16 protein-coding genes, 4 tRNA genes and 1 pseudogene are annotated in these 18,688 nt (G+C 71.6%); 13 read left to right on the top strand and 8 right to left on the bottom strand.

The features are described from left to right. Complete coding sequence (locus ACH4E7_RS19700; RefSeq protein ID WP_396250298.1) at window positions 1-255, top strand: hypothetical protein; 255 nt, start codon at window positions 1-3, stop codon at window positions 253-255. A 44-nt stretch (window positions 256-299) separates the two neighbouring features. Continuing rightward, complete coding sequence (locus tag ACH4E7_RS19705; RefSeq protein WP_396250299.1) at window positions 300-599, top strand: hypothetical protein; 300 nt, start codon at window positions 300-302, stop codon at window positions 597-599. A 96-nt stretch (window positions 600-695) separates the two neighbouring features. Here the strand turns inward: ACH4E7_RS19705 and ACH4E7_RS19710 are convergent. Further along, window positions 696-1,232: pseudogene (locus tag ACH4E7_RS19710) on the bottom strand (transposase); the annotation flags it as partial. 463 nt (window positions 1,233-1,695) lie between these two features. On the opposite strand from ACH4E7_RS19710, the gene ACH4E7_RS19715 reads away from it, so the two are divergent. Then, window positions 1,696-1,992, top strand: coding sequence for a hypothetical protein (locus ACH4E7_RS19715; protein ID WP_396250300.1), 297 nt, complete (start codon window positions 1,696-1,698; stop codon window positions 1,990-1,992). Between the two features lie 822 nt (window positions 1,993-2,814). On the opposite strand, the gene ACH4E7_RS19720 is transcribed toward ACH4E7_RS19715, so the two are convergent. Further along, on the bottom strand, window positions 2,815-3,054 hold the full coding sequence (locus tag ACH4E7_RS19720; protein WP_396250301.1) for a hypothetical protein: 240 nt from the start codon (window positions 3,052-3,054) through the stop codon (window positions 2,815-2,817). A gap of 211 nt (window positions 3,055-3,265) precedes the next feature. Here ACH4E7_RS19720 and ACH4E7_RS19725 point away from each other — a divergent pair, with 211 nt between their 5' ends. From ACH4E7_RS19725 to ACH4E7_RS19735, 3 genes are all read left to right on the top strand, one after another. Beyond that, entirely contained in the window at window positions 3,266-3,451 is a 186-nt protein-coding gene (locus ACH4E7_RS19725) for a hypothetical protein (protein ID WP_396250302.1), read from the top strand. A 72-nt stretch (window positions 3,452-3,523) separates the two neighbouring features. After that, a tRNA-Met gene (locus ACH4E7_RS19730) sits at window positions 3,524-3,600 on the top strand. 258 nt (window positions 3,601-3,858) lie between these two features. After that, on the top strand, window positions 3,859-4,281 hold the full coding sequence (locus ACH4E7_RS19735) for a hypothetical protein (RefSeq protein WP_396250303.1): 423 nt from the start codon (window positions 3,859-3,861) through the stop codon (window positions 4,279-4,281). Window positions 4,282-4,360: 79 nt separating this feature from the next. Here ACH4E7_RS19735 and ACH4E7_RS19740 read toward each other — a convergent pair whose 3' ends face one another. Next, window positions 4,361-6,313 carry a serine/threonine-protein kinase gene (locus ACH4E7_RS19740; RefSeq protein WP_396250304.1) on the bottom strand — a complete coding sequence of 651 codons (1,953 nt, stop codon included), beginning with the start codon at window positions 6,311-6,313 and terminating at the stop codon, window positions 4,361-4,363. Window positions 6,314-6,795: 482 nt separating this feature from the next. Between ACH4E7_RS19740 and ACH4E7_RS19745 the strand changes: the two genes are divergently transcribed. Further along, on the top strand, window positions 6,796-7,443 hold the full coding sequence (locus tag ACH4E7_RS19745) for a hypothetical protein (RefSeq protein ID WP_396250305.1): 648 nt from the start codon (window positions 6,796-6,798) through the stop codon (window positions 7,441-7,443). 480 nt (window positions 7,444-7,923) lie between these two features. Here ACH4E7_RS19745 and ACH4E7_RS19750 read toward each other — a convergent pair. Next, window positions 7,924-7,997, bottom strand: a tRNA-Ile gene (locus tag ACH4E7_RS19750). Between the two features lie 188 nt (window positions 7,998-8,185). Between ACH4E7_RS19750 and ACH4E7_RS19755 the strand changes: the two genes are divergently transcribed. Together ACH4E7_RS19755 and ACH4E7_RS19760 are read left to right on the top strand one after the other, a co-directional pair. Then, window positions 8,186-9,040, top strand: coding sequence for a trypsin-like serine peptidase (locus ACH4E7_RS19755; protein ID WP_396250306.1), 855 nt, complete (start codon window positions 8,186-8,188; stop codon window positions 9,038-9,040). A gap of 173 nt (window positions 9,041-9,213) precedes the next feature. Then, entirely contained in the window at window positions 9,214-9,960 is a 747-nt protein-coding gene (locus tag ACH4E7_RS19760) for a trypsin-like serine peptidase (protein ID WP_396250307.1), read from the top strand. 151 nt (window positions 9,961-10,111) lie between these two features. Here ACH4E7_RS19760 and ACH4E7_RS19765 read toward each other — a convergent pair. Continuing rightward, window positions 10,112-10,184, bottom strand: a tRNA-Asn gene (locus tag ACH4E7_RS19765). A 63-nt stretch (window positions 10,185-10,247) separates the two neighbouring features. Beyond that, window positions 10,248-10,320, bottom strand: a tRNA-Asn gene (locus tag ACH4E7_RS19770). A gap of 243 nt (window positions 10,321-10,563) precedes the next feature. On the opposite strand from ACH4E7_RS19770, the gene ACH4E7_RS19775 reads away from it, so the two are divergent. From ACH4E7_RS19775 to ACH4E7_RS19790, 4 genes are all read left to right on the top strand, one after another. Continuing rightward, window positions 10,564-10,857 (top strand): hypothetical protein, encoded by a 294-nt coding sequence (locus ACH4E7_RS19775; protein ID WP_396250448.1) that lies wholly within the window; start codon window positions 10,564-10,566, stop codon window positions 10,855-10,857. Between the two features lie 128 nt (window positions 10,858-10,985). Further along, window positions 10,986-12,422, top strand: a complete 1,437-nt coding sequence (locus ACH4E7_RS19780) for an FGGY family carbohydrate kinase (RefSeq protein ID WP_396250308.1) — start codon at window positions 10,986-10,988, stop codon at window positions 12,420-12,422. Window positions 12,423-12,543: 121 nt separating this feature from the next. After that, entirely contained in the window at window positions 12,544-13,947 is a 1,404-nt protein-coding gene (locus ACH4E7_RS19785; RefSeq protein ID WP_396250449.1) for a glutamate decarboxylase, read from the top strand. A gap of 409 nt (window positions 13,948-14,356) precedes the next feature. Continuing rightward, entirely contained in the window at window positions 14,357-15,451 is a 1,095-nt protein-coding gene (locus ACH4E7_RS19790; RefSeq protein WP_396250309.1) for a DUF2690 domain-containing protein, read from the top strand. On the opposite strand, the gene ACH4E7_RS19795 is transcribed toward ACH4E7_RS19790, so the two are convergent. Continuing rightward, window positions 15,448-16,626 carry an RNA polymerase sigma factor gene (locus ACH4E7_RS19795; protein WP_396250310.1) on the bottom strand — a complete coding sequence of 393 codons (1,179 nt, stop codon included), beginning with the start codon at window positions 16,624-16,626 and terminating at the stop codon, window positions 15,448-15,450. The two genes, ACH4E7_RS19790 and ACH4E7_RS19795, sit on opposite strands and share 4 nt — an antisense overlap. Window positions 16,627-16,756: 130 nt before the next feature. Continuing rightward, window positions 16,757-18,655 (bottom strand): DNA primase, encoded by a 1,899-nt coding sequence (gene dnaG / locus ACH4E7_RS19800; protein ID WP_396250311.1) that lies wholly within the window; start codon window positions 18,653-18,655, stop codon window positions 16,757-16,759. Window positions 18,656-18,688: the final 33 nt, after the last annotated feature.

Raw genomic sequence — 18,688 nt, forward strand, 5'->3', positions numbered from 1 at the left:
ATGCCAGATGACGCAGCGAAGGCCGGTGGGCCGGAGTTCAAGATCGCGCCGGGGGACCTGAAGGCCGCCGCGCCGACCTTCGAGACCCAGAGCAAGGCACTCAAGGACGCACTCGACAAGCTCAAGAAGAGCCTCACCGAGGACGGGGCGCCCTGGGGCAGCGACAAGCAGGGCAACGAGTTCGCGGCGGCCTACAACACCCCGCACGACCACGTGCTCTCCGCACTCGGGTGGGGCGAGGGCCCGCGAGGGTGATGGTGCAGCGCAACAGCTCGGCCGCCGCGCAGGAGAGCCCTATTTTGAGCGAGCATTCTGAGCCCGAGGTCACCGATGAGCCCTACCACGTCACCGGGAACCCGATGCTCGACGCCAATGGCGTCACCATCTGGCAGCGGTACGGCGGAAGGGCCCCGGAGGGGTTCTTCTACGACGGGTGGCACAAGTTCGAGCCGGGGGACCCTCGCTACGACGAGCTGCTCCCGGCGGCACAGCAGAATCCGCAGGTCGTCGCAGAGAGCAAGGCCCCGGTTCACCCCGAGACCTTGGCCATCCTGGACGAGATGCAGCGCAAGACGCGGGAGCGGAACGCGGGGCAGTAGCAGAACCGTCGGCGCGCGGAGCCCGGGCGGCGAGCCGGGCTCCGCGCGTGCGGAAGGGCGTCAGGGGGTGGTGGGGGTCTGGGTGGTGAGGCCGGTGACATCGATGCCCAGGCCAGCTCCGTGCTCGACAACGGCGTTCTCGAAGCCGGTGTCGACCCAGCTCTTGGAGATGCCGGGGCAGGCCTTCTCGGCCTGGTTGAGGAGGCGTATTCCCAGGGCGTTCTCGGACAGGCTCGCGGCGGTCACGGTCACGGCGAGGATGAGTCCGATGGTGTCGGCGAGGATGCCCGCTTCCGACCGATGATTTTCTTGGCGGCGTCGGTTCCCTGGCTGGCCAGAGGCACGTTGGTGGAGGTCTTCACGCTCTGGGTGCCGATCACCGAGGCGGTCGGCTCGGGTTTGCGGTCTTCTTTTACGCGGGCGAGTCCGGTGAGATCGTAGTTCAGCCGGACGAGGATTCCCTCGTCGCGCCACGCGGCATGGTAGGCGTAGACGGCGCCGTGGTTGGGGAAGTCGTGCGGGAGGTATTTCCGGGGATTCCGGTGCGATTGACGTAGAGGATGGCGTTGAAGCGTCGCGCAGTGCGCACCTACACCCGCCCCGTCTTCGCCGCCGCTCCCGCCGGACTCGGCGGCGGCGCGCTGGCGCGTCTCATCCTCCGGACCCTCGGCGGGCTTTTGGCTTCCTCCTCGGGGAACTTCCCGTGAACTTCCCGTCCTGGTCCCGGATCATGCAGCGCGCCTGAGTGCCAGCGTCTTCGAGGTCCATGACGAGGCTCTTCGCCGCCGACGCCACCCAGGACGTGGTCGGATGCGCGGTCGCACCGAGGATCCGGATACGCCCGGTTCGTGTGCTCGATCACCGCGAACACGTACAGTCGCGCTCCCGGACAGTGCCGGGCCAGGTGCACCGGTCGGTCCACTGGCCGGTTCGGATGATTGTCGGCCCGGCCTTGATCCATTGCCGCTTGCGCTGCGGCCCGCCGCCCTCAACGGCGGGTCCGGGGGCGGCGAGGCTCCACCGGCCCCGATCTCACCGAGGGTCGCCAAGGTGTGTACCGCGGACCTCGGTGAGGCCCGCCTGGGCCGAGGAGAGCATGAGCCTGGACCTGTGGCACAACACCGACGACGTCTTCTTCAAGACCTACGAGAACACCCTCGCGGGCGAGCCGTTCAAGATGGGCAAGTACGCCTCCGCGCTCAAGGACCCCCGGAACAAGGTCACACACACGGAGCTGATCACCCTCAACGGGAAGGCATCCGCATACCCCGAGGCACCGATCCAAGGGATTGCGCCGATCAGCCCACGGGGCGGAGCCGCTCGACCCGCAAACGCGCTGCTCAGCCCCGCCGAACGTCAGCGTAACGTTCCCATAACGTTCCCATGCGGGTGAACACCGGCGTGTAATCACCGTCATCCGACGGTCATTCACCTACAGTTTTCGCAGGCGATTTCGACATTTCCGCAGGTCAGTGGCCCGCATCGCCCGACTGGGCATCAGGTCAGGAGTGGGGCGGGTGGGACTCGAACCCACGACCAAGGGATTATGAGTCCTGCGGCCAGTTCAACCGCCGTTCACCACCTTTCCCCAATTTTCCCTGTTTCCCCAGGTCAGAGGCCATTCGGCCATCCCTGACCACCTCCGGCTTTCACTGGCTTTTACGGCCCTTCACCAACGCCATGTCCACTCAATGTCCACTCGGAGCCGGAGCTTCGGAAGGCCTCCCGGGAGGCCGCCCCGCGACCTGCTGCTGACGACTACTCGGAACTGGGAACCAAGGGAAACCCCTGCCGACGAAAACGGCTCCGGCCCCCACCGCTGGGGGTCCAGAGCCGCTTCCTAATGCCTGCCTCCACCCCACCCGAGGCCCGAGCAGGGCAATCTGCTTGTGGTCAGGCGAGCAGGCGACACAATGCTGGCCAGGCAGTCACAGTGCTTTAGCCACCGGCCGCGAGCCACGATTGGGCAAAGGCGCACCGGTTCGTATCCCGCGGAGCCCACTCGACAGAGTAAGCGGAGATGTAGAAGCAGTCGCATGCTGGGCAGATGCCGTCCGAGCTACCCTCGATGTTGTCCGGAGTCATACGCCCACTGCACCCGGGGCATGGACACTTGCCTTGGGCGAACGACTCCAAGCAATGCGCAGTCCATTCCCGGGTCCCCACCCACGACGCGGGCCACTGACTCATAGGACCATCCTCCGTCTTTCAGGAATTAGAGGACCCGGTTCCTGGTGATCGCGGTCAGTGCATCCTGCGGGCTCAGGAAGTCTTCCGTGCCCGCCTGCGGCTTGTCCACCAGGATCTCGATGCCTTGCTGTACGCAGATCCACTTGGTGCCGGTCACGGGGACGTCACCGAACCAGGAAGTGCTCGGGGTGTAGACACCGGCCCGGTACTGGCCGGGCCGGACGTCGCTCGGAATCACCACGCCTACCACGGTGGTGCCGTCCATGGCCCAGAGCACCTCGGCGGGATTGTAGCGAGCGGGAATGAGGGTCAGTTGTCCTCGACGCCGAAACATCGGATACAACACCAGCCATTCTGGATCGTGGGATGCTCAGGCAGGCTAACCGCAGTGGCCGGGGATTGGCAACGGGGCGTAAAGCAAGCCGAGTTGACGGAGAGTAAGGGCCAAACCGCGGGCCCGCCGTCGCTTTCAGGCCATGACCCCGCTACTGCCCGAGGACGTCCGGCGCGACATACTCGCCCGCTGCCATGAAGGGCTTCACCCTCGACTCCCCGCAGCCCTTGAGACCGTCATCAACCAGCTGACGGTCCTGTGCGACGACGAGGACTTCGGCGAGGTGCCGCAGCCCTCGCCGACCCTCGCCGGACAACTCGCTGGGTGAGCCTGCCGGTACCGACCGCGCATGAATCTGGTTTGTGATCACCCGTTTGTGCCGTAGAGTCGGGGTCACCGACGCGGGGTGGAGCAGCTCGGTAGCTCGCTGGGCTCATAACCCAGAGGTCGCAGGTTCAAATCCTGTCCCCGCTACCACGTACGTCGAAGGGGCGGACACACGATGTGTGTCCGCCCCTTCGACGTCCCAACGCGTGAGTCGAAAAGCCGGCTAACGTAGCCAGTTGGTCCCGCAGAGCTCGCGACACTCACCCTGCCCTGCGCTCTTACCCAGAGCGCGGAGACTTCGCTGTCGGGCAGCGGTGGTCGGTGTTGGTACGGGCGGTGATCAGCGCGCGCAGTTCGTCGAGGGGTTCGGTCGGGACTGCGCCTCGGGCCGGTCACCGCCCCGTTCGCGTGTCCACCTGCCGCAGGTTCTACTCCGGGCCCGTCGCGGTCTCCGAGCGGATCGTCGCCATCAGCGCCCAGCAGGGGCGGGACGGCCGGGTACCGGTCTCGCTCGCCGGCGCCCAGGTCTGCGGCGATGCCAGTCCGGCCTGGGGCTCGGTCGAGGACAACCTCTGGCTGAGCGCCCTCAACCGCAACCAGGGCGCCGCCGCGCAGCTGTGGGCCTGGTCGATCGCCCGCCACAGCGCCCAGGACGTGGTGAACCTGGCCGACTCCTCCCCGACGCCGCTGCGGTTCTACGTCAACGACGCCTCGCCGCTGCTCGCCGATCTACGGAAGCTTGCGGCCGGCCGCAAGCACCCGGGCCTGGCCGTCTCGGTCCTCCGGTACGACGCCGGCGGCGTGAGCGTCCATCCGCTCGACCTCGGCTGAACCACGACGGCGCCGCGGGGCCGCCACCGATGGACGGTGGCGGCCCCGCGGGTCGTGTCGATGTTGGCCCACCACCTACTCAGCCCTTCTTGCGCAGCACCATGAACTGGTCCGGCTTGAGCAGGTCCATGCTGTAGTGGAGGGTGCCGTCCGGCTGCATCGTGATCAGGCGGTAGATCGACCTGTCGGCGATGCACTTGTCACCGGATGAGGAAGCGGTCACCCGGGACGCGTAGGAGACCCGGCTCTCGTTGGCGTCGGTGAGCGTCCAGGCGCCCTCGCACCAGGTGCCGGTCTTGGGCGTCTCCGCGCGGATCCTGCTCTTCTCCTCGCTCGGTGCCGACTGGACGATGACGAGGGTGACAGCGGTGACGTCCCCGTTGGAGGCCATGCGCTCACCGACCCAGGTCCCGAGGAACTTCGCGGGGATGATGCCCGGCCCCGACCCGCTGGGGGACGCGCCGGGCTCGGAGCCCTCGTCGGTGGGCTCGGGGCTGTCCGAGGCCGGGGCGGCGGGCGCCGTCTTACCCGTAGCCGGGCCGGACGCACCGGTGGCCGGGGCGGTCTGCGCCGGAATCGACGCAGCGGCAGAACCGCTGGTCTGCCGGTCGTTCTTCCGCAGGTCCTGGAACAGCAGGAATCCACCGCCCGCCAGCAGCACGGCGGCCAGCACAGCCGCCAGCACGCCGAACACCCCTCGGCCACGCCGCGGCTGCGGGTGCATCACGTAGGCCGGCGGCGTGCCCGGTATCAACGGCGGTGGGGTCGGGAACGGGGTGGGGGACGGGGGCGGCGTCGGCTCGCGCGGTCCTCCGGGCGGCGGGCCGAAGCCCGGCGGCACCGGTGGCCCGTACCCGGGCACCGCGCCGGGCACGCCGCCGCCGGACGCTGCGGTCCTCGCAGCCTCGGCAGCCAACGCCGCCCTCGCCGCCTCGGCGACCGTCCGCCCCTCGGCGGGCGCCGCCGTCACAGGGGTGGTCGTCGCGGGGGCGGTCGACGGCGGCGTGGTGGGAGCGGTCGGCGGCATCGCCGGGGGCGGCGCAACCGGCTCGGGAGCGGTCGCCGGAGCGGTCGCGGCCGCCGGGGCCGCCGCAACGCCCCCGCTCCCCGCAACGTCCTCCTCCCGCTCCCCCTCCAGGTCCAGCAGCTGCACGGCGCTGCGCCCGACCGCCGCCGCCAGCCCCTGCGGCAGCCAGTCCCCGTGCCCCAGCCGGGCAGTAGCCGAGCCATCACCGTCCAGCCGCTCCCGCAGCCGGTCCGGCGTCGGACGGGCGGCCGGGTCCTTGGCCAGGCAGTCCCGGACGATGGAGTGCAGCGGCCCGTCCAGTCCGGAGAGGTCCGGCTCCTCGTGCAGCACCCGGTAGATCAGGACCGCCACACTCACCCCGGAGCCGAACGGCATCGTGCCCGTCGCCGCGTACGCGAGCACCGCACCGAGCGAGAACACGTCGCTGGGCGGTCCCGTAGGCCGGCCGTTGGCCTGCTCGGGGGACATGAAGCCGGGCGAGCCGACCACATGGCCGGACCGGGTGAGCACGGTGGTGGCGTCCAGTGCGCGGGCGATGCCGAAGTCGATCAGCCGCGGCCCGTCCAGGGTCAGCAGTACGTTCGACGGTTTGACGTCCCGGTGCACCAGTCCGAGCCCGTGCACATGGGCGAGCGCCTCGGCCAGGCCGACGCCCAGGGTCCGCACGGCCGGCTCGGGCAGCGGCCCGAACTCCCGTACGGCGGAGGTGAGCGCGGGCCCGGCCACGTAGCCGGTGGCCACCCAGGGGTGCCCGCCCTCGGTGTCCGCGTCCAGGACCGGTGCCGTCCAGGCCCCGCCGACCCGTCTGGCCGCCGCGACCTCCTGACGGAACCGGGCCCGGAAGTCGGTGTCCCCGGCCAGGTCGGGGCGGACGACCTTGACGGCCACGGTCCGCCCGCCCGTGGTCCGCCCCAGGTAGACCCGGCCCATCCCGCCCGCGCCGAGCTGCCGCAGCAACCGGTACTCGCCCACCTGCCGCGGATCGTCCGCTGCCAGCGGCTGCATGTCCACGCTCCCCTCGACGCCCGACGCGACGTCCGCGCCACACCCCGGAGCAGACGGTATCGGTCCCGGACCCGACTGCGAGTGGGATCAAGGTCACGGAATCGTCGTCAGATCATCACGGGACCGCCGCGAACGGAGCCGGGGCGGGCACCTGCCCCCGCGTCAGCCCGCCTTCCGCAGCGTCCGCAGTAACTGCCCCCTTTCAGACCGTCTCGGACCCGGACGAGGCACGCCGGGTCACCGAGCTGCTCGACGAACTGGCAGTCGTCCTGCTGCGCTGACCCGGCCCACCGATCGGACTTCCACAAGTTCGTCACAAGGACTCCGGGCCTCTCCCCCCGACGGCCACGTCCCTGAAAGCATCGTTGCCGGCATCGGAGAGGTGCCGGGGGACGCGATCGATGGGGGTTGCGATGAACGCTCGGATCAGGGACGCGCGGCCGCCCGACGGACTCCGACGTTCCCTCGGAGCGGTCGTCCGCGTGCTGACTCAGGTCCTGTTCCTGCTGGCCGGACTGGCCACCACCGTGCTCGGCTTCAACTGGTTCGTCGACGGCTACCACGCGGTGGGCGCCTACCAGCACGCCCCGGTGTGCGGTACCGCGGCGGCCACGCCCGGCACGGACTGCGTACTGCACGAGACCGGCAAGGTGACGGCACGGAAGGTCGACAAAGACAGCGACGAAGGCCCCATCTACGATCTGACCGTGGCACGCGAGACGGCACCCGCGCGCGGCTACACGGTCGGCGAGGCCTTCTACGACGATGCGGAAGTCGGCGTGGACGTGGATCTGGTGGTCTTCCGGGGGCGCGTGTCCGAGCTCTCCCACCACGGGCACCGCGCCGAGAACCAGATCACGCCGTGGCTGACCGCCTTGAAGGTGGCCCTCCTGGTGGGCTTCGGGTCGGCCCTCACCGCCCTCGGCCTGACCTGGTGGCGTTCCGGCGCGCAGGCGGGCCCGGCCGCCGCCGGTGCCCTCTTCGTCAGCGCCGTCAGCGCCGTCCTCTCGTTCTTCGGCAGCCTCATCCTCGTGTCCGTACAGTGGCCGCTCGCCGTCACCCTGGGCATCCCCGTCCTCGGCTGGCTGGTCATGACGGCCGTGAGCGCGGCTGTCGCCTGCGCCGACTGACGCTCCCGGCCCCGACCCGGCAGGGAAGCTCCACAACTGCGCGACAGGGAGGACGGGTTACTTCCCGCGCCGACCGCGCCCCTGGAATCCTCCCTGGTGAGCCCTTGAACACCGGCCGTGCGGCGGTGCTCCCCCGGCTCGCCTGGTGCGGGGTCGCGGCTACGACGGACCGCCGGTTCCGGCACGGGCGAAGCGGCTCACCGTGCCGTCGCCGTCTCATTGACCCGCACCGCTGACCGCGCGCACCGAGTCGGCAGGGCAACCATGCCGGAAGAAGGCCGCATCGGTCGGGTGGCCAGCCGGGAACGGGAGGCAGGTCCACTCATCAGCGGCATGTCCACGGAATGTCCACTGGCGGGTGAATCTCGGCGTGGCGCTAGGCCGGCGAGGCGCCCCGTGCCCTACAGTTCCGATCGGAATCCTGGGCGTCTTGCCTGGTCAGAGCACTCTTTTTCCTGGCGCACCGTTGAGCGTTCGAGGTGGGGCGGGTGGGACTCGAACCCACGACCAAGGGATTATGAGTCCCCTGCTCTAACCGGCTGAGCTACCGCCCCGGTTCGCCGCGCGCCGGTCGTCGGCCACGGCAGCAGCAGACGGCCCCACGAGGCCGTCCCGGGCAGCATAGCCGGTCGATCACCCGTGGTGCGCACCGGGGGCGCACCTGGGTGCGCGACGCTGTGCGCCTCTCCAGGCGGCGCAGCCCGGCTGGCGCCGAGGGGCCGATCCAGGGCAGCCTGGGCTGATGAGGATGCGTGGGACGGGAGCGGCGGCCGGGGCGCTGCTGCTGGTGCTCACGGCGTCCGGCTGCACCACCGCCGCGCGGCCGGGCGGAGCCGCCCCGACCGTCACCTCGGCGCCGCCCTCGGCCTCTGGCTCCCCGAACACCCACGGCTGGAGCAAGCAGCGGCTCAAGAGCGCGATCGGCAAGCGCTCCGGGGTCACCCACACCGCCAAGCCCACCGTGCTGAACGGCCTGGTCGGCGCGGTGTTCACCCGCAACGCGGAGGGCGACCACTTCTGCACCGCCAGCGTGGTGGACAGCGCCGGGCTCAACCTCATCGTCACCGCCGCCCACTGCGTCTGGGACCCGAAGCTCGGCCAGCGCAGCGACCTGGTCTTCGCCCCCGGCTACCGCAGCGGCGACACCCCCAGCGGTGTCTGGCCGCTGCTGTCGGTCACCGTGGACGACCGCTGGAAGGACAAGGCCGACCCGGACATGGACGTCGCCTTCGCGGTCGTCCAGGCCCAGAACGGGCAGCAGGTGCAACAGGTGCTCGGCGCCAACAAACTGGGCGCCAACCGCGGCTACCAGCTCCCGGTCCGGGTCACCGGCTACCCGGGTAGCAGCGACGTCCCGATCACCTGCTCCAACACCACCACCGAGCAGAGCCCCACCCAGCTGCGGATCGACTGCCCCGACTACACCGGCGGCACCAGCGGCAGCCCCTGGGTGACCGACTTCGACCCGAATACCAGGACCGGCACCGTGGTCGGCGTGATCGGGGGCTACCAGCAGGGCGGCGACAGCCCGGACACCTCGTACAGCAGCTACTTCGGCGACCGGGTCCAGGCGCTCTACGACCGGGCCACCGGCTGAACGGACGCCGGGTCCGCTCCGGCGGGCCCGTCGGACCCGGCAAGGACCAGCCGGACCGGACCGGAATCGAACACCCGGTGGTGGCGCCGCCGGGCACGGCCTGGTAGATCTTCCTCACGAACGGCGGAACGCACGGCCCGGATGCCCGCCCCGAGGAACGAGACGGAGCCCGGATGGCCCCCCGCCCGGTACCGCCCGCGCGCGCGGCCACAGCGGCCACGCTGGCCGCCCTGCTGCTGGCCGCCGGCACCGCGTGCGGTGGACCGGACAAGCCGCCGAACGCCGAGGTCGCCCAGCCGAGCCCGGCCCGTGACCGGATCGGCACCCTGTCCATCCACACCGCGCAGGGCCCCCGGGCGTGCACCGCGAGCGTGGTGCGCAGCCCCCGGCACAATCTGCTGGTCACCGCGGCGCACTGCGTGCAGAACCAGCGGGTCGGCCTGCTGGACGGCCTGGTGTTCACCCCCGGCTACCGCAACGGCTACACCCCATACGGAACTTGGCCGGTGGAGTCGATCACCGTGGACCCGCGCTGGGCGCAGGAGGACGACCCGGACTTCGACGTGGCCTTCGTCACGGTCAGCCCGGTCGGCGGCAAGCAGATCGAGGACGCCGTCGGCGGCAACCCGATCGGGACCGGCCAGGGCGTCGGGCTGGCCGTCTCGGTGACCGGCTACCCGAACGAGAGCGACGAGCCGATCACCTGCGCGGTGAAGACCCGCTCGCAGAGCTCCACCCAGGAGCGCTTCGACTGCGGCGGCTACACCGACGGCACCAGCGGCAGCCCGTGGGTGACCGACAGCGGCACGGTGGTCGGCGTGATCGGCGGCTACCAGGAGGGCGGCGACAGCCCGGGCACCTCGTACAGCATCACCTTCGACCAGCGGGTCGCCGACCTCTACCGGAAGGCGACCACCTGAGCCGGGCGCCCCTGGCCGCCAGGCCGGGCACCCCTGGCCGGGGCTGACGGCCAGGGGTGACGGACGCAACGCCGGGCCGGCACAACACGAAGGCCCCCCGGTCATCCGAGGGGCCTTCGCTCTGAGCAGTCACCGGGCGGACCCGGTGCAGCTCCCGCAATTGGACTCGAACCAATAACCTGCCGGTTAACAGCCGGCTGCTCTGCCAATTGAGCTATGCGGGATCGCGATACTCAACTTCCGTACCACGTACAGGATGCGGGTTCCCTGAAGATCCTTCTCCTGAGCTCCCCCAATTGGACTCGAACCAATAACCTGCCGATTAACAGTCGGCTGCTCTGCCAATTGAGCTATGGGGGATCGGCTTCCGCTTCGGCTCCCGCTTCCCGGGCTCCTCGGCGCTCGCTGCGGGACATACATTAGCGCACTCGGGGGGGTGGTCCGCCAATCGCTTTCCCCGGCCACCCCGGACCGCCGTCCCGGCGCGCCCCCCGCGCGCCCGCGACGACCTCCGGGGGATGCTGGAGGCGCGGACGGTTCGCCGTCCCGACCAACGGGTAGGGCAATGCGGCAGAAGGCCGCCAGGAGAGGGTGGATCCGATCATGTGGAAGCTGTCGTTGGCCGCGGGCTTCGCGGCCGGCTACGTCCTGGGCTCGCGGGCCGGGCGCCAGCGCTACGAGCAGATCGCCAAGGTCACCCGGCAGATCGCCCAGAGCCCCGCGGTCCAGGGGGCGACCGCGCGGGCCCGGCAGCAGGCCGGAGCGGTCGCCGGGAAGGCCGCCGGCGCGGTCGCGGACCGGGTCGGGGACCGGCTGCCGAACGTGGTCACCGACCGGGTGCCGTACTTCAAGCACTCCCGGGCGGAGGACGACGGCTGGGGCACCTTCCGCCCGTGACAGGGCGGTGATGCGGGGGTCCGAGGACGGACCCCCGGGAGAAGAAGGCCCCCGCCCCGGGGTCCCGAACCGGCAACGGCTCACCCGGCCCGGACGCGTCCTGGGCCGGGCTGAGGCATGATCTCGGCATGGCCATCGTCGCGGGGATAGACAGCTCGACCAACCGCACCCGGATCGTCGCGTGCGACACCGACACCGGCGCCGTCCTGCGGTCCGGAAAGGCGCCTCATCCCGTCCCCGAGGACCAGGATCTCCGCGCGGGCGAGGCCGACCCGCAGGTCTGGCTGCACTCGCTCGGCGACGCCGCGGCCGGCGGCCTGCTGGAGGGTGTCCGGGCGATCGGCGTCAGCGCGCAGCAGCACGGCATGATCGGCCTGGACGCGGGCGGGGTGCAGGTGCGGCCCGCGATCCTGTGGCACGACCCGCGCTCCAGCGGCGCCGCCGCCGAGCTGCTGGAAGCCTTCGGCGGCCCGGCCGCCTGGGCCGCCGCGATCGGCGCGGTGCCCAGCCCGGCGTACACCATCGCCAAGCTGCGCTGGCTGGCCGAGTTCGAGCCGGCCAACGCCCGCCGGGTCGCCGAGGTGCTGCTGCCGCACGACTGGCTGGTCTGGCAGCTGCTCGGCCACCCCAAGCGCCGTACCACCGACCGGGGCGACGCCTCCGGCACCGGCTACTGGTCCCCGATCACCGGCGAGTACCGGCAGGATCTGGTGGAGCTGGCGCTCGGCCACGAGCTCAGACTGCCCCACGTACTCGGCCCCGCCGAGCCGGCCGGGCACACCCCCGAGGGCCTGCTGATCTCGGCCGGCACCGGCGACAACATGGCCGCCGCACTGGGCCTGGGTCTCGGCCCGGGCGACGCGGTGGTCTCGCTCGGCAGCACCGGGACGATCTTCGCGGTGCACGAGGCCGCCGTGGTGGACGCCTCCGGCCTGGTCTCCTCCTTCGCCGACGCCAGCGGCCGCCACCTGCCGATGGTCGCCACCCTGAACGCCGCCCAGGTGCTGCGCTCCACCGCCGCCATGCTGGGCATGGACCTGGACGGGCTGAGCGACCTCGCCCTGCACTCCTCCCCCGGCGCCTACGGACTGGTGCTGCTGCCCTACCTGGACGGCGAGCGCACCCCCGCGCTGCCGCACGCGGCCGGCACCCTGACCGGCCTGCGGGCCCAGGCGATGACCCCTCAGCACCTGGCCCGGGCCGCCGTCGAGGGCATGCTCTGCAACATCGCCGACGCCCTGGACGTGCTGCGCGCCCGGGGCCTCGGGATCAAGCGGGTGTTCCTGCTCGGCACGGCCGGCCGGCTGCCCGCCGTCCGGCACATCGCCCCGATGCTGTTCGGCGTCCCGGTCGTGGTGCCCCCGCCGGGCGCCCACGCCGCCCGCGGCGCCGCCCGGCAGGCCGCCTGGGCGCTGGCGGGCACCCCGGAGCCCCCGGAGTGGGAGCTGCCGGACGCCGAGACGGTCGAGCCGGAAGGCGAACAGGACCTCGCGATCGGCTCGGCGGTGCGCCAGCAGTACCGCGCCGCCCGCGATCAGATCCACCCGGAGGCCGCGTCGGCCTAGTCACCGGCCCAGGACTCATCCGGGAGGAGGCCGGAAACCGCCGCTGAAGATGCGTCACCCGGCGGCCGGTGGCAGCGTGGGCCGGGACACGGCCATCGACGTGAAGGGCGGCAGCATCCCCATGGCCTTGCACAAGGGCACCGGCAGCGACCGCCGGCTGAACGTCGGTCCGTTCCTGGGCATCACCAACCCGCTCGCCGCGATGGAGCTCGCCCCGCCCGTCCACCGACTCGGCGACGGCGCGGTCGCGGCCGACATCGCGTACCAGCTGGTCCACGACGAGCTGATGCTGGACGGCAGCGCCAAGCTCAACCTGGCGACCTTCGTCACCACCTCGATGGAGGTGCAGGCCACCCGGCTGATGACCGAGTGCCTGGACAAGAACATGATCGACAAGGACGAGTACCCGCAGACCGCCGAGCTGGAGCGGCGCTGCGTGGCCATCCTCGCCGACCTCTGGCACGCCCCCGACCCGGACACCGCGGTCGGCTGCTCCACCACCGGCTCCAGCGAGGCCTGCATGCTCGCCGGGATGGCCCTCAAGCGCCGCTGGATGCGCCGCAACCCCGACCGCTACGCGGCCGGGGCCCGGCCCAACCTGGTGATGGGCGTCAACGTCCAGGTGTGCTGGGACAAGTTCTGCAACTTCTGGGAGGTCGAGGCCCGCACCGCCCCCATGGACGGCGAGCGCTTCCACCTCGGCGCCGAGCAGGCGGTCGCGCTGTGCGACGAGAACACCATCGGCGTGGTCGGCGTCCTCGGCTCCACCTTCGACGGGTCGTACGAGCCGATCGCGGAGATCTGCGCTGCCCTGGACGAGCTCCAGGAGCGCACCGGCCTGGACATCCCGGTGCACGTGGACGGCGCCTCCGGCGGCATGGTGGCGCCCTTCCTCGACCCGGAGCTGGTCTGGGACTTCCGGCTGCCCCGGGTGGCCTCGGTCAACACCTCCGGGCACAAGTACGGCCTGGTCTACCCGGGCGTCGGCTGGGCGCTGTGGCGGGACCAGGAGTCGCTGCCGGAGGAGCTGGTCTTCCGGGTCAACTACCTGGGCGGCGAGATGCCGACCTTCGCGCTCAACTTCTCCCGTCCCGGCGCTCAGGTGGCGGCGCAGTACTACATCTTCCTGCGGCTCGGCCGGGCGGGCTTCAAGGCGGTCCAGGGCGCCAGCCGGGATGTCGCCGTCTACCTCGCCGGGGAGATCGGGAAGCTGGGCTGCTTCCGGCTGCTGACCCACGGCGACCAGCTCCCGGTGTTCGCGTTCACCACCACCGAGGACGTGCCCTTCGACGTCTTCGACGTCTCGCGGCGGCTGCGCGAGCGCGGCTGGCAGGTACCCGCGTACACCTTCCCCGCGAACCGGGAGGACCTCTCAGTACTCCGGGTGGTCTGCCGCAACGGCTTCTCCCGGGACCTCGCCGACATGCTACTGGCCGACCTCAACCGGCTGCTGCCGGAGCTGAATCGCCAGCCCGCCCCGCTCAAGGAACTCGGGATGCCGGTCCGCGCCGGCTTCCACCACTAGCTTCGACCACCGGTCTCCGACACCGGTGGGGCTTCGGTGGGAGGGCGCGGGGAAGCGCCCTCCCACCAGGGGTCCCGGCGGTCGGGGCAGCCTCCCCCCGCGAGGCTGTCCCGACCGGTGGGGGTATCCGGGACTCGCTGTCGGGCCACCGCGGCCGACCGGCCGGGGCCCGAACGAAGCGGCCGGGGCGGCGAAACGCACCGGCCAGAGAACTCTGCACCACGAACACATGACTGTTCGAGCGTTCCGGGGGGTTGTGAGACACTTCCGTCCGTCTCAACGCCATGACCTGGGGTTTGAGACGCCAGGCCGCTGAGGTTGGAGAAGGCGGGATACCGAACGGCCCAGGCCGGGCGCGCACCTCCCGCCCTGACCCCCGTGTCCCGTCTCGCGACCTTGGAGGGCCGCATTGGCTTTCGCCTGGAAAGAACTGCCCGAGGAACTGCCCCGACCCGCCCGACAGCTGGTGGAGGAACTCCGGGCCATCAAGGACACCACCGGCCTCTCGCTGGCCGAGCTGGCCACCCGGACCCACTACAGCCGGGCCTCCTGGGAGCGCTGGCTGAACGGCAAGCGGGTGGTGACCGAGCAGGCGCTGGAGGCGTTGGTCGGGGCGGTGGAGTGCGACGCCGCGGAGCTACGACGGCTGTGGCGGCTGGCGGTGGAGTGCGACGCCGCGGAGCCGACGGCCGAGATCCCGGCCGCTGACGCGCCTTCCGTCGACGAGCCCGCGGCAGCCGATCCGGCCGGGGAACCCACGGCCGACGAGCCGATGAGCGACGGGTCGGCGGCCGAGCCGACCGACGGGCCCGCTGTCCCCTGGTGGCGTCGGCCGGCCGCGCTGGTCTCGGGTGCGGCGGTGCTGGGGCTGCTGCTGGTGCTGGTCGGCCTGCGGGTCACCCGGCACGACGACCAGGCCTCGGCGGCCGACGCCCCGACCCCGCCCGCCGTCTCCACCGCCCAGACCGTCCCGTCCGAGCCCGTCTGTCAGGCCGTCGGCTGCGCCCACAAGAACCCCCAGGAGACCGGCTGCGGCAGGGACGCCCGGACGCTGCGGACCCAGGTCATCGGCAAGGTCGTCGTCTACCTCCGCTACAGCCAGAAGTGCCAGGCCGCCTGGGCGGCGATCACCGAGGGCGAGCCCAAGGACTACGCGGTGATCACCGACAGCAACGGGGACAGCGAGACGGCCCTGATCCACTGGGGCTACGACAACTACTCGCCGATGCTGAACGCGGCGCTCCCCGGGGTCGGCTTCCAGGTCTGCGGCTACCAGCCGGCCGGGCACGACTGCACCGCGACCGTCGTCGACCTGGCCTCGGTGCTGGCCTCCACCCCGATCCCGGTCGGTACCGCCTCGCCGCCCCCGAGCACCGGGACCTCGGCGGCACCGGGCGACTCGGCGAGCCCGGTCCGGCCGTCGGCCACCGATCCGGCCCAGGCCTCGCCGCGCCCGTCCCCGTCTGCTTCCCTGTCCCCGTCCGCGTCCCCGTCCGCGGGCTAGTCCAGGTAGCCGCGCAGCTGCCCGGCGTAGGCGTGGTCGCGGAGCTTGACCAGGGTCTTGGACTCGATCTGGCGGATCCGCTCCCGCGTCACGCCGAACACCGCGCCGATCTCCTCCAGCGTGCGCGGGCGCCCGTCGTCCAGCCCGTAGCGGAGCTGGACGACCTGGCGCTCCCGCTCGCCGAGGGTGGCCAGCACCGCGTCCAGGTGCTGGCGCAGCAGCAGGAAGGTCGCGGACTCGGCGGGCGAGGCGGCGTCGGCGTCCTCGATCAGGTCGCCGAGCGCGACGTCCTCCTCCTCGCCGACCGGCGTGTGCAGCGAGATCGGCTCCTGGGCCAGCCGGAGCAGCTCGCGCACCCGCTCCTCGGTGAGTTCCAGGGCGGTGGCGATGTCGGCCGCGGTCGGCTCCAGGCCGCGTTCCTGCAGCAGCGTGCGCTGGACCCGGACCACGCGGTTGATCAGCTCGACCACGTGCACCGGCACCCGGATCGTCCGGGCCTGGTCGGCCAGCGCCCGGCTCATCGCCTGCCGGATCCACCAGGTCGCGTAGGTGGAGAACTTGTAGCCGCGGGCGTAGTCGAACTTCTCCACCGCCCGGATCAGGCCGAGGTTGCCCTCCTGGATCAGGTCCAGCAGGGTCAGCCCGCGGCCGACGTAGCATTTGGCGACGGACACCACCAGGCGCAGATTGGCCTCGATCACGCGGCGCTTGGCGATCCGGCCGAGGACCACCAGGGTGTCCAGCTCGCGGGCCAGCGGGTCGGGCGGCGGCGGGTCGCCGTCCAGCCGCTCCTCGGCGAACAGCCCGGCCTCGATCCGGCGGGCCAAGTCGACTTCCTCGGCGGCGGTGAGGAGTCGGATCCGGCCGATTTCGCGCAGGTACTGGCGCAGCAGGTCGGCGGCCAGGCCGCCGCCTTCGGCGGGTTCGGGCGACTCGTCCTCGTCGTCGGGCTCGGGCTCGGGCTCGGGCTCATTGGTGGACCCGGGCTCCGGCTCGGGGGCGGGGTCCGGGCTGTCGGGGTGGCCCTCCGGCAGGCCCTGGGCGGGGACACGGGCGCCGTCCGGGGGCGCCGCCCCGGCCCGACTGTGGTCCGTCTCCTGCTCCCCGGCCGGCTCGGCGGGTCCGGTTCGTCTACGGGCGGTGGTCGCTGCGGCAAGGCCTTGGTCCACGGGCATCCCCTCGGGGCGGGCGCGACTCTGGCGGACCCGCGCTGTACGGAGGTGGGACGCCCTCCAGTGTGCGGTACGCCACGCTCCGTGGCCGAGACTCGTGCGCCGACTTTCTGCGCAGCAGGCCCGGAAGGTTCTACAGCGCCGCTGCGCCCCGGCTGCGGAGCTGCTGCCCGTACTGCTGGAGCTGCCACAGCTCGGTCTGCACCGCGTGCAGTTGCTCGGCGTCGGCCCGGTGGCCGAGCCGCTGGAGGTAGGCGCGGACCTCGTTGACCCGCCGGTCCACGGCCAGCAGGCGCAGCTTGACCAGGAACTCCCCCGCGTAGACCGCGTCCGCCTTGCGGCGTGAGCGCACCGGCTCGACGGTCAGCTCGGTCACCAGCGAACGCACCTGGTCGTCCGGGGAGGCCTCGCGCACCGCGCCGGTGAAGTCGGGCACGGTCGCCCCGTACGCGGCGCCGCCGGCCTTGGCGATGGCCTGCCGGACGGCGGTGTACGGCGGGGTCGGGAACTCGTCGTCGCCGTAGTGGTCGAAGGCCGGGCTGACCAGGTCCGGGTGCTGGAGCGCCAGCTTGAGCAGCTCGCGCTCGACGAACTGGGCCGGGTCGCGCGGGTTGAGCCGGAAGGCGGGGCGCTGGGGCTGGACCGGCTCGGGGCGGCGCTGGGCGGCCGCGCCGCGCGGGTTCTGCTGGCGCTCGCGGTCCCAGCGGGCCAGCTGGCCGACCCGGCGGACCACGAAGGGCTCGTCCAGGATGCCGAGCATGCCGGCCAGGCGGACGGCGTACTCGTGCTGGATCGAGCGGTCCTTGATCTTGGCGACGATCGGGGCCGCCTCCTCCAGGGCCGCCGAACGCCCCTCCGGGGTGTCCACCCGGTGCCGGGCCACCACCGAGTTCAGCGCGAACTCGAACAGCGGGACCGGGTTGTCGATCAGCTGCTTGACCGCCTCGTCGCCGTGGGCCAGGCGCAGCTCACACGGGTCCATGCCGCCCGGGCTGACCGCGATGGAGGTCTTGGCGGCGAACTTCTGATCGTCCTCGAAGGCGCGCAGGGCGGCCTTCTGGCCGGCCGCGTCGCCGTCGAAGGTGAAGACCGTCTCGCCCCGGTACTGCGAGGTGTCCATCAGCAGTCGGCGGATGATCTTGATGTGGTCCTCGGCGAAGGCGGTACCGCAGGTGGCCACCGCCGAGGTCACCCCGGCCAGGTGGCAGGCCATCACGTCGGTGTAGCCCTCGACCACCACCGCGCGGCCCGACTTGGCGATCTCCTTCTTCGCCAGGTCGATGCCGTACAGCACGTGGGACTTCTTGTAGATCGGCGTCTCGGGGGTGTTCAGGTACTTCGGACCGTTGTCGTCCTCGCGCAGGCGACGGGCGCCGAAGCCGACCACCTCGCCCGCGATGTCCCGGATCGGCCAGACCAGCCGGCCCCGGAAGCGGTCGATCAGACCGCCGCGCTGGCCCTGTGAGGCCAGGCCGCCGAGCAGGATCTCCTTGTCGGTGAAGCCCTTGCCGCGCAGGAAGCGGACCAGGTGCTCCCACCCCGCGGGGGCGTAGCCGACGCCGAAGGTCTTCGCGGCCTCCTCCTCGAAACCGCGCTCGGCCAGGAAGCGGCGGCCGATCTCCGCCTCCGGCGAGGCCAGCTGCTCCTGGTAGTAGGCGGCGGCCACCTTGTGCGCCTCGACCAGGCGGGTCCGCTCGCCCTGCTGGTGGCGGGGGCTGTAGCCGCCCTCCTCGTAGCGCAGGGTGATGCCGGCCTGGGCGGCCATCCGCTCGACGGCCTCGGCGAAGGTGAAGTGCTCGATCTTCATCAGGAAGGCGATGGTGTCGCCGTTCTCCTGGCAGCCGAAGCAGTGGAAGACGCCCTTGGCGGGGTTCACGTAGAAGGACGCGGACTTCTCGTCGTGGAAGGGGCAGACGCCCTTGTACTCGCCGCCGCCACCGTTGGTCAGCTGTACGTAGTCGCCGACCACCGCGTCGATCGGCAGTGCGCTGCGCACTGCCTGTACGTCTTCGTCCCTGATCCGCCCGGCCACCCCGGAAGTCTACTGGGGCGGCCGGGCTTTCGA

It is taken from the genome of Kitasatospora sp. NPDC018058, from assembly GCF_044327205.1.
GTDB lineage: Bacteria > Actinomycetota > Actinomycetes > Streptomycetales > Streptomycetaceae > Kitasatospora.

Bases quoted from the DNA above. Each gene is read 5' to 3' on its own strand.
- ACH4E7_RS19700 (WP_396250298.1), top strand. From the start codon at position 1: ATGCCAGATGACGCAGCGAAGGCCGGTGGGCCGGAGTTCAAGATCGCG.
- ACH4E7_RS19715 (WP_396250300.1), top strand. From the start codon at position 1,696: ATGAGCCTGGACCTGTGGCACAACACCGACGACGTCTTCTTCAAGACC.
- ACH4E7_RS19720 (WP_396250301.1), bottom strand. From the start codon at position 3,054: ATGGACGGCACCACCGTGGTAGGCGTGGTGATTCCGAGCGACGTCCGG.
- ACH4E7_RS19725 (WP_396250302.1), top strand. From the start codon at position 3,266: ATGACCCCGCTACTGCCCGAGGACGTCCGGCGCGACATACTCGCCCGC.
- ACH4E7_RS19740 (WP_396250304.1), bottom strand. From the start codon at position 6,313: ATGCAGCCGCTGGCAGCGGACGATCCGCGGCAGGTGGGCGAGTACCGG.
- ACH4E7_RS19755 (WP_396250306.1), top strand. From the start codon at position 8,186: ATGAGGATGCGTGGGACGGGAGCGGCGGCCGGGGCGCTGCTGCTGGTG.
- ACH4E7_RS19760 (WP_396250307.1), top strand. From the start codon at position 9,214: ATGGCCCCCCGCCCGGTACCGCCCGCGCGCGCGGCCACAGCGGCCACG.
- ACH4E7_RS19775 (WP_396250448.1), top strand. From the start codon at position 10,564: ATGTGGAAGCTGTCGTTGGCCGCGGGCTTCGCGGCCGGCTACGTCCTG.
- ACH4E7_RS19780 (WP_396250308.1), top strand. From the start codon at position 10,986: ATGGCCATCGTCGCGGGGATAGACAGCTCGACCAACCGCACCCGGATC.
- ACH4E7_RS19785 (WP_396250449.1), top strand. From the start codon at position 12,544: ATGGCCTTGCACAAGGGCACCGGCAGCGACCGCCGGCTGAACGTCGGT.
- ACH4E7_RS19795 (WP_396250310.1), bottom strand. From the start codon at position 16,626: ATGCCCGTGGACCAAGGCCTTGCCGCAGCGACCACCGCCCGTAGACGA.